This is a genomic window from Luteimonas yindakuii (genome assembly GCF_004803715.2).
Classification (GTDB): domain Bacteria; phylum Pseudomonadota; class Gammaproteobacteria; order Xanthomonadales; family Xanthomonadaceae; genus Luteimonas; species Luteimonas yindakuii.
The window spans coordinates 1,146,080-1,159,079 of the sequence record NZ_CP039383.2 but is presented as its reverse complement, the minus strand read 5'-3'; the positions used below and the strand labels follow the sequence as shown (position 1 = coordinate 1,159,079).

Annotated in this window: 13 protein-coding genes; 3 read left to right on the top strand and 10 right to left on the bottom strand. The window is 69.7% G+C overall.

The window, feature by feature from the left end; all coding sequences use genetic code 11:
* The first annotated feature begins 90 nt into the window (after positions 1 to 90).
* The gene (locus tag E5843_RS05290; protein ID WP_134673025.1) at positions 91 to 555 is read left to right on the top strand and encodes a hypothetical protein; all 465 of its coding nucleotides are present in this window, start codon (positions 91 to 93) and stop codon (positions 553 to 555) included.
* 178 nt (positions 556 to 733) lie between these two features.
* Here E5843_RS05290 and E5843_RS05285 read toward each other — a convergent pair whose 3' ends face one another.
* From E5843_RS05285 to E5843_RS05275, 3 genes are all read right to left on the bottom strand, one after another.
* Positions 734 to 1,591, bottom strand: a complete 858-nt coding sequence (locus E5843_RS05285; protein ID WP_141065742.1) for a pirin family protein — start codon at positions 1,589 to 1,591, stop codon at positions 734 to 736.
* Between the two features lie 99 nt (positions 1,592 to 1,690).
* Positions 1,691 to 3,112 (bottom strand): purple acid phosphatase family protein, encoded by a 1,422-nt coding sequence (locus E5843_RS05280; RefSeq protein WP_244240840.1) that lies wholly within the window; start codon positions 3,110 to 3,112, stop codon positions 1,691 to 1,693.
* Positions 3,100 to 4,239, bottom strand: coding sequence for an NHL repeat-containing protein (locus tag E5843_RS05275; protein ID WP_136412038.1), 1,140 nt, complete (start codon positions 4,237 to 4,239; stop codon positions 3,100 to 3,102). Before E5843_RS05275 ends, E5843_RS05280 begins: the two co-directional genes overlap by 13 nt.
* Before the next feature lie 405 nt (positions 4,240 to 4,644).
* On the opposite strand from E5843_RS05275, the gene upp reads away from it, so the two are divergent.
* Entirely contained in the window at positions 4,645 to 5,277 is a 633-nt protein-coding gene (gene upp / locus E5843_RS05270) for a uracil phosphoribosyltransferase (RefSeq protein WP_134673022.1), read from the top strand.
* Positions 5,278 to 5,406: 129 nt separating this feature from the next.
* Here the strand turns inward: upp and E5843_RS05265 are convergent, their stop codons facing one another.
* The 7 genes from E5843_RS05265 to rsmD all read right to left on the bottom strand — a co-directional run bounded on the left by E5843_RS05265 (position 5,407) and on the right by rsmD (position 10,836).
* Positions 5,407 to 6,120: a hypothetical protein gene (locus E5843_RS05265; RefSeq protein WP_136412037.1), complete on the bottom strand. Its 714-nt coding sequence runs from the start codon at positions 6,118 to 6,120 to the stop codon at positions 5,407 to 5,409.
* Between the two features lie 3 nt (positions 6,121 to 6,123).
* Positions 6,124 to 7,014, bottom strand: a complete 891-nt coding sequence (locus E5843_RS05260; RefSeq protein WP_136412036.1) for an MBL fold metallo-hydrolase — start codon at positions 7,012 to 7,014, stop codon at positions 6,124 to 6,126.
* Positions 7,011 to 8,777 carry a gamma-glutamyltransferase gene (ggt, locus tag E5843_RS05255; RefSeq protein WP_244240839.1) on the bottom strand — a complete coding sequence of 589 codons (1,767 nt, stop codon included), beginning with the start codon at positions 8,775 to 8,777 and terminating at the stop codon, positions 7,011 to 7,013. Before ggt ends, E5843_RS05260 begins: the two co-directional genes overlap by 4 nt.
* Complete coding sequence (locus tag E5843_RS05250; protein WP_100322842.1) at positions 8,774 to 9,025, bottom strand: YfhL family 4Fe-4S dicluster ferredoxin; 252 nt, start codon at positions 9,023 to 9,025, stop codon at positions 8,774 to 8,776. Before E5843_RS05250 ends, ggt begins: the two co-directional genes overlap by 4 nt.
* 97 nt (positions 9,026 to 9,122) lie before the next feature.
* The gene (locus E5843_RS05245; RefSeq protein WP_136412035.1) at positions 9,123 to 9,611 is read right to left on the bottom strand and encodes a hypothetical protein; all 489 of its coding nucleotides are present in this window, start codon (positions 9,609 to 9,611) and stop codon (positions 9,123 to 9,125) included.
* A gap of 49 nt (positions 9,612 to 9,660) precedes the next feature.
* Positions 9,661 to 10,161 (bottom strand): pantetheine-phosphate adenylyltransferase, encoded by a 501-nt coding sequence (coaD, locus tag E5843_RS05240; RefSeq protein ID WP_136412034.1) that lies wholly within the window; start codon positions 10,159 to 10,161, stop codon positions 9,661 to 9,663.
* A 66-nt stretch (positions 10,162 to 10,227) separates the two neighbouring features.
* Positions 10,228 to 10,836, bottom strand: coding sequence for a 16S rRNA (guanine(966)-N(2))-methyltransferase RsmD (gene rsmD, locus E5843_RS05235; protein WP_136412033.1), 609 nt, complete (start codon positions 10,834 to 10,836; stop codon positions 10,228 to 10,230).
* A 148-nt stretch (positions 10,837 to 10,984) separates the two neighbouring features.
* On the opposite strand from rsmD, the gene htpG reads away from it, so the two are divergent.
* Positions 10,985 to 12,898 carry a molecular chaperone HtpG gene (htpG, locus tag E5843_RS05230; RefSeq protein WP_141065741.1) on the top strand — a complete coding sequence of 638 codons (1,914 nt, stop codon included), beginning with the start codon at positions 10,985 to 10,987 and terminating at the stop codon, positions 12,896 to 12,898.
* Positions 12,899 to 13,000: the final 102 nt, after the last annotated feature.

Genomic DNA, 13,000 nt, shown 5'->3' with positions numbered 1-13,000 from the left:
TGTAATGACGACCGCACAGGTCTAAGGTCTGGACCGGCAGGGTCCAGCGCGCGATGGGGATCGCGCGGGGCCTGCACGGGGGAATGTCGCATGACCAGAACCACACGCCGGCCGAGGCGCGTCGCCGCCGCCATCCTGTTTTCCACACTGTTCGCACCGCTTGCCCATGCGCAGCAGGGCGACGAGTGCCCGCGCCTGCCCGGCGACGCCGAGCTCAGCTGGACACAGCGCAGCAGCGAGGCGTTCCTGATCTGCCGCGCGATCGGTGCCGATGGGCGCGAAGCGTTCGGCCTCTATCTCGCCGGCAACTCGCCGTTCCAGCCCGCGCGCGCCAACCGCGAGGAGCGCGGCATGGTGGCCGGGCAGGAAATCCGCTGGTATCGCGGCGAGGTGGCGGCCGATCCATCCACGCTGGTGCGCGAGACCCTGGTGGAACTCGACAACGGCCAGGTGATGCACGTGTGGCTGCATGCGCGCAACGCCGAGCAGCTGCAGTACAACCAGCGACTGGTGGAATCGCTGCGCTTCGAGGAGGCGCGGTTCACCGCGAAGTAGTCGCCGGCGGCGCGGCCCTGGAACGCCGCGCAGTACGCCCTCATCCGGCGCCGCGCGCCACCTGGATTCGCGCCATCCATGGCGCTCACCCTTCGGGCGGCTTCGCCGTCCAGATCGGCAATCCTGCCGATCTGTCTCCCGCGGGCGGAAAAGGCTGAGGACCAACGCGTCCGCCGCCCTAGAACCTGCCTTCCTGGAAGTCGACGAACGCCTGCATCAGTTCCTCGCGGGTATTCATGACGAATGGTCCGTGGCGGGCCACCGGCTCGCGCAACGGGCGACCGGCGACGACGATCGCGCGGGTCGCGGCGTCGGCATGCATGCGCAACACGTCACCGCCGCCGAGCACGGCCAGCTCCTGCGCGGCCAGCAGCCGTGCGTCCTCGCCCTCGCCCACCCTCAGCGCACCTTCGTAGACGTAGACGAAGGCGTTGTGGCCGTCGGGCAGCAGATGGGTCCACTCGCGACCGGTGTCCAGCAGCACGTCGAGATACAGCGGATCGGTGGCCGGCTGCGCGATCGGGCCGGTCACGTCGCCGACCTGGCCGGCGATGACCTTGACCTCGATGCCCTCGGCCGGATGCACCACCGGGATGCGCTCGGGGCCGAACTCCTGGTAGCGCGGCGCGGCCATCTTGTCCTTTGCCGGCAGGTTCACCCACAGCTGGAAGCCGCGCATGCGGCCCGCCTCCTGCTCCGGCATCTCCGAATGCACGAGGCCGCTGCCGGCGGTCATCCACTGCACGCCACCGGGCACGAGCAGGCCTTCATGGCCCTTGTTGTCGCGATGGCGCATGCGGCCGTCGAGCATGTAGGTGACGGTTTCGAAGCCGCGGTGCGGATGCTCCGGGAAGCCGGCGATGTAGTCCTCGGGGCGATCGGTGCCGAACTCGTCGAGCAGCAGGAACGGATCGAGGTCGGGCAGCTGCGGGCTGCCGATCACCCGGGTCAGGCGCACGCCGGCACCGTCCGAGGTGGGCATGCCGCGCAGCCGGCCGGCAACACGGGCGTAGCGGATCGGGTCGATGGTGCTCATGGACGGCTCCGGTGGATGGACATGCCGCCAAGATGGGGGCGCGTCGCGCTCCGTCACCGCCCACCCATGGAACGCAGGGTTACCACGCTGCGTGGTGGATCACTCCCAGCAGCGGTCGGCACGACCCTTGAGCGTCGCATCGCGCCCGCAGTCGCGCGGTTCGATACGCCCTTCCGTGTGCTCGACGAGCCTGCGCGCGCCACGCCCGTCACCGACCAGCGAGAACGCGTCGTACAGGCGGCCGGTCACGGTCCGCGCCTCGTAGCGCAGCGTGTCGCCATCGATGCGCACCACCTGCAAAAGCTGGGTGTCTTCGCCCACCGGCGCCATGGTGTCGCGCGCTTCCTGCGACAGCCGGTACTGCTTGGCACCTGCCACGGAGACCACGTACTGCGGAGTCGCCGCGCCGTCGTCGCCTGCGCGGCGGCCGTAGGTGTGGTCGTGGCCCTGCAACACCAGGTCGACGGAATGGCGCTCCAGCACCGGCATCAGGTGTTCGCGCAGCAGTGCGTTGTCGCGCCCCTCGCGCGGCGAGTACATCGGCTGGTGGACGACCACGATCGACCACGCGCGCGGGTTGCCGGCCAGCACGCCGTCCAGCCATGCGGCCTGCGCGGCGGCCGTGCCGAGGTCGAGCGCCGAGGTGCCGTCGAGCACCACGAAGCGCGCGTCGTGCATGTCGAACCAGTAGGTCGTGCGCTCCGTGCCCGCGGCGCCGTTGTCGGGCAGGGCGAACATGTGCGGCCAGTGCGGGCCGAGCACGCGGCGCTCCTGCGGCGTGTCCTCGAACTCCTCGAAGTACTCATGGTTGCCCGTCACCGGCGCGACCAGCATCGTCGCCGCCACCGGGGCGACGATGTCGGCCCATTCGCCCCACTCGTTGTCGTCCTCGCCATCGCCGCCACTGACGAGGTCGCCGGCGAACACCGCCAGGCGGGCACTGGGAGCGTGGCGCAGGGCTTCGAGGAGCACGCGGCTGCCGTGGCTGGCGTTCTTGTTCTGGGTGTCGCCGAAATACAGGAACTCCAGCGGCGTGCCCGGTGTCGCCGCGGTGCGCAGCTGGCGCCACGGGCTCCACCAACCGTTGCCGCCCTGCACGCGGAACGCGTACAGCGTGTCCGGCTCGAGGCCGTCGACCGCGACCTGGTGCTGGCTGCCGCCGCCGTTTTCGGTGGCGAAGGCGGTGCTGCGTGCGGCCAGCCGCCGTGGCTCACCCACGGCGGGCGAGTCACCGGCGACCACCAGTTCCAGGCGCGGCGCGTCGACACCGGTCGCAGTCCGCCACGACACCTGGAAACCGTATGCGGGATCCGCCGACGGCGAAGCAACGATGCGGTCCGGCCGCGCGGTCGGCGCATAGCGCAGGTCCCCCGCGGGCACCAGGGTGTTGGGTTCGAGCGTGTGGATGCCCGGGCCGAACGCATCGTGCGCACCCGCGGTGAGCGGCAGCGCGAGCAGCGCGGCCAGCAGCAGGCGCGGCGCACGCGGCATGCGGGCGGCGGGCATCGTCAGCGCGCGCATGCGGGAAGCTCCAGGGCGGTGGCGATATGCCGCCAGTCGATCGCGACCGCGCCCTGGTCGTCGTGCACGGCGTACAGCACGCCCTCCGGGAAGCGCATCGTCGGCGCGTCATGCAGCCAGATGCCGTCGGTGTTGGCGACGGTCGGCCCCGACACCGCGCCGACGTGGTCCAGCGAGCCGCGCTCGAACAGATGGAACGCGGTGCGGTCCTTGCCCTGTTCGGTGGTGATCCACCAGCCGCTGCCGTTGGCGCAGGTCTTCAGCACGATCCCCTCGGTCTGCGCCTGCAGGAATTCCGCGCCAATGGTGCGGCCGCTGAAGCGACCTTCGAGGTCGTAGACCTTGAACTCGTTGGCGTAGGTCTCGTCCTCCTCGGCGATCAGCAGCTGGTCGTTGGCCGGGTCGCCCCACAGTGACTCCACCACGCGCAGCGCACCTTCGGGCGAGGTGTCGCCGAACGCGCCGAGATGCCGCGCCGTGCCATCGGCGCTGAAGGCGAACCGGTGCACGCGGCGGTCAAGCCCGTCCAGCGGCGGCAGCATGTCCTCACCCTGCGCGTCCTCACCGGCCATGTAGGCATCGGTGACGTAGACCTCGTAGCCGTCGCCGGCGTCGTTGATCCAGATGCCATACGGCAGCTGCAGCACGTCGGATCCGAACCCGGCGACCGTTTGCATGCCCGGCAGCTGCAGGACCTGCACGCGACGGTTGTCGCGCTCGACCACGAAGGCGAGGTCGCCGGCCACCGCGATGCCGTTGGGACGGTCGAACTGGCCCGCGCCCGAGCCCTGCCCGCCGACATGGCGCACGAATGCACCGGTGCTGCCGTCGTAGACGACCAGGCGATGGGTGGATTTGGCGGTGGCCAGCAGCAGCACGCGGCCACTGGCATCGGTCCAGCTCGCCACCGAATCGATGTTGTCCTCGGGCGTCATCGGCGTGGCGAAGGCCTCGGCTACGTCGATCGCGACGGCGGCCGCCGGCCGCACGGCCTCACGGGCACGGTCGGCACGGTCTTCGGCGTCCTCGCCGGTGGGTGCGCCGGCGCTACAGGCGGCAAGTGCCAGCGCAAGCGCGGCGATGGCCAGCCCGCGCGCGGGCGGTCGGAAATTCGAATGGTTCGTCATCACTGGCACCCTCGGAAGCTGACCTTGACGCCTGGCGCGTCTGCGGCCATGGAGTTCGTTCTGCATCGTGTTCGCACGCGAGCCCGCTGGAGCTTCAACGGGCGGTCTGCGACCCGTACCGGCCGTGGACCACCACGCGGTCGAGATCGGTGGCATCCATGCCGGGTGGGCGGTGCGATCGACTGCGCGAAGGCGCCGGGCGGGGCCCGCGCAGCCAGCGCGATCGCGATCACCGCCGGGAGCGGATGTCGGGGAGTTCAAATGGATTACGCAGGACAGCGTGGATGCGGCACACACTATTTCCACGGGGTTGCAGCGCCATGACATCAGGACGCGATCGCGATGACATCGACACAGGCATACGACGTTTGCGCGACACTGCGCGCCACGCCTGAAGGAGCCGCCATGAAGATCGTCGAAGTCCGCCATCCGCTGGTCCAGCACAAGATCGGCCTGCTGCGCGATGTCGAGCTGTCCACCAAGGCCTTCCGCGAACTGGTCACCGAACTCGGCATGCTGCTCGCCTACGAGGCGACGGCGGACCTCGAGACCGAGCCTGCGATCCAGCGTGGCTGGGCCGGCGACGTGGAGGTGCGGCGCATCGCCGGCGCCAAGATCACCCTGGTGCCGATCCTGCGTGCGGGACTGGGCATGCTCAACGGCGTGCTGTCGCTGATCCCCGCCGCCAAGGTCAGCGTGGTGGGCCTGCAGCGCGACGAGACCACCCTGCAGCCGGTGCCCTACTTCGAACGCCTCACCGGTCGGCTCGACGAGCGCGACGCGCTGATCCTCGACCCGATGCTGGCCACCGGCGGCACCCTGATCGCCACGGTCGACATGCTCAAGCGCGCCGGCGCACGGCGCATCCGCGCGATCTTCCTGGTCGCCGCACCGGAAGGCCTGCGTGCGCTCGAGGCCGCGCATCCGGATGTCGAGGTCTACACCGCCGCGATCGACGAGCGCCTCAACGAGAAGGGCTACATCCTGCCGGGCCTGGGCGATGCCGGCGACAGGATCTTCGGGACGCGGGTGGTCTGAAGCGGGCTGCGCGAAACACGGAGCCGGGAGCGGATCTGCCGCGACAAGCGCGGATTGGATGCAGGTCGTTGTCAGGCGCGTCTGGATGGGAGGTTCGCAAGCCACGCCGAACCCTGCCTACGGCGCCGCTCAGCGTCGCCCACGCTGCCGCCAGGCCAGGCCGGCGACGAGCGCCAGCAGCAATACGGCCGCCAGCCAGTAGCGCCAGCTGTTTCCGCCGGTACCGCTGGCATCCACCGCTGCGTGCGCGGGCTCAAGGATCGCGGGAGCATCGAGCGCACGTCCACGCGTCGGCACGGGAACCCAGCGCCCGGCATCGAACACGAAGCCCGTGCCATCGGGCAACACCAGTTCGGACCAGCGCAGGCGCAGGTCGCCCGGCTGTGGCGACTGCGGGTCGGCCGCGGTGGTGAGGACCTCTCCGGAAGGCTGGAAGGTCGCGGCAAGGTTGGGCGGCAACAGCGCGGGCTCGGGGTGCAGCAGCTGCCATGCGCCGGCCTGCGCGATCACGTCGTGCGGAATGACGCGTCCGTCGGGAAACCGTGCCTTCGCCCGCCACTCCACCGCGACGAATGGCAGCGCCGGCGGATTGCGATGCGCGGCGTCCAGTCCACCGGTGGGCACGGCAGCATCGCGCCAGTCGAGCCGGTCACCCCGGGTGTCGGGCACCCACTGCAGCATCTGCACGTCGCGGCGCAGCGCATAGCCGTCGCTGGTGATCCCGAATTCGGGGTCGACCAGGCGCTCGACCGGCCGCGGTTGCGCCTGCGCATCCGGCACCTGCGCCTGCGCCAACGCCGGCCCCACCACGGGCAGCAGCAGGAGCAGGCAGGCCAGGCGCATGCTTCAGTTTCCCAGTGACCGTGCCTGCAGCGACGCCACTTCGTGCGTCGTCGCATAACGGCCCTTGTCATCGCGCACCACGCGGGCGAGTGCGATGTCGGGATCGTGGGTGAGGAACAGATGGACATCGCGCGCCAGCGCGTCGGCCAGCAGCGCATCCTTCTCGTCGATCAGCAGCTCGGGGTTGCGGTCATAGCCCATCGTGATCGGCACGTGCACCCACGGGCGCCCGGGCACGAGGTCGGCGCAGAACACGACGCCGCCGTGCGGCTGGCCGTCGACGATCTCCGGGCCAATGATTTCCGCCAGCATCATCCCCGGCGTATGGCCGTCGCTGTAGCGGAAGCGCACCGCATCGCCCAGCAACGGCGAGCGATCGCCTTCGACGAACTGCAGGCGGCCACTGGCTTCGAGGAGATCGGGAAGCTCCGGGATGAAGCTCGCGCGATCGCGCGCATGTGGCTGCGTCGCACGCGCCCAGTGCGGGCGGCTGGTGAGGAAGGTCGCGTTCGGGAACAGCAGCTCCGGCGCATGCCCTTCGCGCCACGGCGAAAGCAGGCCGCCGGCATGGTCGAAGTGCAGGTGCGACAGCACCACCACGTCGATGTCCTCGTGCGAGAAACCGGCTTCGGCCAGCGAATCGAGCAGCACGTGGGCCTCCTCGACCACGCCGTAGCGATCGCGCAGTGCGGGATCGAAGAAGGCGCCGATGCCGGTCTCGAACAGCACGGTCTTTCCGTTGAGGGGCGTCGCAAGCAGCGCGCGGGTGGCCAGCGGGATGCGGTTGCGCTCATCGGGCTGCACCCAGCGTGTCCACAGCGCGCGCGGCGCGTTGCCGAACATCGCGCCGCCATCGAGCTGCTGCGAGTTGCCCTGGATCGACCAGAGTTTCATCGGGCCGGCGTCGTCGCGCGCAGTTCCACCCTCGCCTCGCCCACTTCGTTGCGCGGGTCGGTGCCGCCTTCCAGCGTGTTGTCGGCGCGGTTCCAGAGCACCGTCTGCAGGTTGCCCCACACGTGGCTGGAGCCGCGCCCGCCTTCGACCTCGTCGGGCGGCAGGTTCAGCTCGTGACCCATCGCGCGCAGCGACGCCGCGGTTGCGGCGTCGAACATGCCGCGCTCGGCCGAGACCACGTCGGGCATCCACTGGTGGTGGAAGCGTGGCAGCGCCGCGACCTCCTGCGCGCCCAGGCCGGCGTCGTAGCCGAGGATGCCCAGCAGCACCATGGTGATGATCCGCGAGCCACCCGGCGTGCCCAGCACCGCCACGCGGTCCGGGCGCACCATGAAGCTCGGCGTCATCGAGCTCAGCATGCGCTTGCCCGGCGCCGGCGCATTGGCGTCGAAGCCCATCACGCCGAAGGCGTTCGGCGTGCCGGGTTTCAGCGCGAAGTCGTCCATCTCGTTGTTGAGCAGCACGCCGGTGCCGGGCGGGATCAACCCGGAGCCGTACAGCAGGTTCACCGTCTGCGTGCCGGCCACGCGGTTGCCGTCGGCGTCGATGATCGAGAAGTGGGTGGTCTCCTCGTCCTCCAGCGGCGTCGGCTCGCCCGACAGCAGGTCGCTCGGCGTGGCCCTGGCGGGATGGATGGTCGCGCGCAGGCCGGCGGCGTAGTCGCGGCTGGTGAGCAGGCGCTGCGGGATCTCGACGAAATCCGGATCACCCAGGTAGAACGTGCGGTCGCGGAACGCGCGGCGCATCGATTCGATGGTGAGGTGTGCGCGTGTCGCGGGCTCGAGATCGGCAAGCTCGAACGGCGCGAGGATCTGCAGCATCTGCGCCAGCGCGATGCCACCCGACGACGGCGGCGGCGCGGTGACGATCTCCCAGCCGCGGTAGCCGAAGCGGATCGGCTCGCGCTCGGCGACGCGGTAGGCGGCAAGTTCGTCGGCGGTCCATTCGCCGCCCTCGGCGCGCACGCCCTCGATCAGCAGGCGCGCGGTGTCGCCACGGTAGAAGCCGTCGAAGCCTTGCGCTGCCAGCCGCTCCAGCGTGCGCGCGAGGTCGGGCTGGCGGAACAGGTCGCCGTCACGCAGCGGCCGGCCGTTGGCAAGGAACACCTCGCGCGTGCCCGGGTAGCGTTCCATCACCGCACGGCGGCGCTCGTAGCCGCGGGTCATGCGGCCATAGGCGGGAAAGCCTTCGCGCGCGGCATGGATGGCCGGCGCCAGCGACTGCGCCAGCGGCAGCTTGCCGTAGCGTTCGGCGAGATGGACGAAGGCCGCAGGCAGGCCGGGGATGCCGGCGGCCCACGGGCCGTTCTCGGCGCGATCGCGATCAAACTCGCCATCGGCGGTCAGGTAGCGCTCCGGCGTCGCCGCCGCCGGCGCGGTCTCGCGCGCGTCGACGAACACATCGCGCCCGGTGCTGGCGTCGTGCAGCAGGAAGAAGCCGCCGCCGCCGATGCCGGAACTGATCGGTTCGACCACCGACAGCGTGGCCGACACCGCGATCGCGGCATCGAACGCATTGCCGCCCTCGCGCAGGATGCGCAGGCCGGCGTCGGTGGCCAGCGAATGCGCGGATGCCACTGCCGCACCCGGCGGGCGCTCCGCAAGCGGCGCGCGACTGCCATCTGCAGCGGCGAGCGGGGTGACGAACAGGCACAGCATCAGCAGCAGCGTCCAGGCTGCCGGGCGCCGGATGGCGTGGATCATTGGGAGTCCTCCAGCCGGCGCAGCTTGGCCAGCAGCTGCTCCGGGGTTTCGGGAAACGCGGGGTCCGGGTCGATGCATTCGACCGGGCATACCATCACGCATTGCGGCTCGTCGTGATGGCCCACGCATTCGGTGCACAGGGCCGGATCGATCACGTAGATCGCCGCACCCATGGTGATCGCCTTGTTGGGGCAGACGGGCTCGCAGACGTCGCAGTTGACGCAGAGCTCGTTGATGATCAGCGCCATGGCGGCGCCTCCGCGCAGGCGCGCCGCCGGCGGCCTGCGCCCACCTTCCCGGCCGGAGCCGGGAAGGCGAAAGCGGATGTCGGGCGACGATCCGCGGTCACTTCGCCTCGACGAAGCGGTACTCGACGCCCGCAGGCGCGACCGCTGCCTCGACCCGCGCGGTCTCCGCGGGCGAACCCAGGTACACCACGCGCACGCCCTGCATCGAACCTTCCGGAATGCCCTCGAACGCGGCGACCACGAGGTCGGCCACGCGCGCCGGGTTGGGACCTGCATAGGCCAGCAGGTTGCCGCGGATGATGCCGCGTTGCAGGTCAAGGCGGGCCTTGTCGAGCAGGCGCTCGTAGTTGCCCTCGAAGTCCGCGGTGCTCTCGCCCGGGACCAGGTAGATGAAGGGCTGGTTGGTGATGCCTTCCATGTGGCGCGGCACCTGGTCCTGCAGGTAGGTGCGCCAGGACGCACTGTCTTCGGTGGTCGGCGCCGGCACCGGGGCGCGCTCGACCTGCTGCGGCGCTTCGTCCTTCTGGCACGCGGCCAGCGGCAGGGCCAGGCACGCTGCCAGCAGCAGGTGGTTGATGGTCTTCATGGTGGAGCTCCCCGTGGATGGATGGTTCGGCATGGTGATGTCTGTCTTGCTACTCGTTGCGCCGCCATTCGGCCTGCAGCGCGTCGGCCACTGCCGCCGGCACGAAACCCGAGACGTCGCCGCCAAGGCGGGAAATCTCGCGCACCAGCGACGAGGAAATGAAGCCGTACTGTTCGGCCGGGGTCAGGAACAGGGTCTCGACCTCGGGGATGAGATGCCGGTTCATGCTGGCGAGCTGGAACTCGTATTCGAAATCCGACACTGCGCGCAGGCCGCGCAGCAGCACGCCGCCCTCGACCTCGCGCACGAAATGCGCCAGCAACGATGCGAAGCCGCGCACTTCGGCGTTCGGAAACTGCGCCAGCGCCTGGCGGGCGAGATCCACGCGCAGCTGCAGCGGCAGCGTCGGGCCCTTGGCCGGGCTTTCCGCCACGCCGACGATCACCTTCTCGAACAGCGACGACGCCCGCCCGACCAGGTCGACATGGCCGTTGGTGATCGGGTCGAAGGTGCCCGGGTAGACCGCGATGCGGCTGCGGGGCGCGCTCATGGGCAGGCGGACTCGGCGTGCGGCGACGGGCCGTCAGTGTATCAGTGTCGTTGCGACTGCTGCCGCTCAGCCACCGCGGCGATACAGCGCATGGCGCGCATCGCGGGTACCGCCCTCGCGATGCAGCCGCCAGGCGCCAGCCGGTTCCACCGGCGCGCTCGCCGGCGATTCCAGGTACAGCCAGGCAGCGTCGTTGAGCCACGGATCCAGCCGCTCCAGCACCGTCGCCCACAGGCCTGCCTCGAAAGGCGGATCGCAGAAGACCCCGTCGAAGCGGCCGAACAGCGGCGCGCGCAGCCATTCCCGAACATCCGCGCGCACCACCTGCACGCTGTCGCGGGCATCGAGCCTGTGCACGCTGGCGTCGAGGGCATCGGCCAGCGCGGCATCGCGTTCCACCAGCACGGCCTGCGCGGCACCGCGCGACACCGCTTCCAGTCCGAGTGCGCCGCTGCCCGCGAACAGGTCCAGCACGCGCGCACCGGGCAGCCATGGCTGCAGCCAGTTGAACAGCGTTTCCCGGGCGCGATCGGAGGTGGGACGCAGGCCGGGAGCATCGGGCACCGGTAGCCGCGTTCCGCGCCAGCGGCCGCCGACGATGCGCACCGAGCCCATCGATGGCCCGCGCACCGTGTGCGGCGCACCCGCACCGGCAGGACTGTTTCGACGGGACATGGCGGCTCTGCTGACGCGACGGGGCAAAAATCATAGACCAGTCGCCGCGCACCCCCGGCCTTGATTGCGGCTGTCGTGGCCCTCATCTGCTCGCTGTTGCCGCGCCTGCGCGGCCCGTACCCACATCCCTTTCGTCGACGGAACCACGATGACCACCGACACCCACAAGGAAACCCTGGGCTTCCAGACCGAGGTGAAGCAGCTGCTGCACCTGATGATCCATTCGCTGTACTCGAACAAGGAGATATTCCTGCGCGAGCTGGTGTCGAACGCCGCCGATGCTGCCGACAAGCTGCGCTTCGAGGCGATCGGCCAGCCGGCGCTGCTCGAGGAAGATCCGAACCTGCGCATCCGCATCGATTTCGATGCCGACGCGCGCACCGTCTCCATCGACGACAACGGCATCGGCATGAGCCGTGACGAAGCGATCGCCCATCTCGGCACGATCGCGAAATCCGGCACCGGCGATTTCCTCAAGGCGCTGTCGGGCGACCGGAAGAAGGACGCCAACCTGATCGGCCAGTTCGGCGTCGGCTTCTACAGCGCGTTCATCGTCGCCGACCGCGTCGACGTGTACAGCCGCCGCGCCGGCCTGTCCGCGGCTGAAGGCGTGCGCTGGTCCTCGGCCGGTGAAGGCGAGTTCGAGGTCGCCACGATCGACAAGCCCGAGCGCGGCACCCGCATCGTGCTGCACCTCAAGGACGGCGAAGAGGGCTTCGCCGATGGCTGGAAGCTGCGCGGCATCGTCAAGAAGTATTCCGACCACATCGGCCTGCCGATCGAGATGCGCGTCGAGCGGCACGGCAAGGACGACAAGGACGACAAGGACGCGGTGATCCCGGAGTGGGAGGCGGTCAACCAGGCCAGCGCGCTGTGGACGCGGCCGAAAACCGAGCTCAAGGACGAGGACTACCAGGGCTTCTACAAGCACATCGCCCACGATTTCAGCGACCCGCTCGCCTGGAGCCACAACAAGGTCGAGGGCAAGCTCGAGTACACCTCGCTGCTGTACCTGCCCGGCCGCGCGCCGTTCGACCTCTACCACCGCGATGGCGCCAAGGGCCTCAAGCTCTACGTGCAGCGCGTTTTCATCATGGACCAGGCCGAGCAGTTCCTGCCGATGTACCTGCGCTTCGTGCGCGGTGTGGTGGATTCGGCCGATCTCTCGCTCAACGTCTCCCGGGAAATCCTGCAGGCCGGCCCGGTGATCGACTCGATGAAGTCGGCACTGACCAGGCGCAGCCTCGACATGCTGGAGAAGCTGGCGAAGGACAAGCCGGATGCCTACCGCACGTTCTGGCGCGAGTTCGGCCAGGTGCTCAAGGAGGGCCCGGCCGAGGACTTCTCCAACCGCGAGAAGATCGCCGGCCTGCTGCGCTTCGCCTCCACGCACGATGTCGCCGGTGAGCAGTCGATCGCCCTGGCCGATTACATCGCGCGGATGAAGGACGGCCAGGACAGCATCTATTACCTCACCGGCGAAACCCACGCGCAGATCAAGGACAGCCCGCACCTGGAGGTGTTCCGCAAGAAGGGCATCGAGGTGCTGCTGCTGACCGATCGCATCGACGAGTGGTTGATGGGTTACCTCACCGAGTTCGACGGCAAGCGCTTCGTCGACATCGCGCGCGGCGACCTCGATCTCGGCAAGCTCGCCACCGATGAGGAGAAGGAGGCCCAGGAAGCGTCCTCGAAGGCAAAGGAAGCGCTGGCCGGCCGCCTCAAGGCGATCCTGGGCGACGACGTGGCGGAAGTGCGGGTGTCGCACCGGCTCACCGATTCGCCGGCGATCCTCGCGCTTGCCGATGGTGCGGTCAGCGGGCAACTGCGGCAGTTGCTGGAAGCCAGCGGACAGCAGGTGCCGGAGTCGAAGCCGGTGTTCGAGTTCAACCCCGAGCATCCGCTGATCGCCAAGCTGGACGCCGAACAGGATCCGCAGCGCTTCAGCGACCTGTCGCGGGTGCTGTTCGACCAGGCGGCACTTGCCGCCGGCGACGGCATCAAGGACCCGGCCGCGTATGTGAAGCGGCTCAACAAGCTGCTGCTGGAACTGACGGGCTGACGCCCGGGCGGAAGCCGCGCCTCGGGTACCGGGCCACTCCCTGCCCCTGTCTCCCGGATCCATCGGCGGTCGCCGGATCGCCGCCAGCCTCGCCCCCCTCTC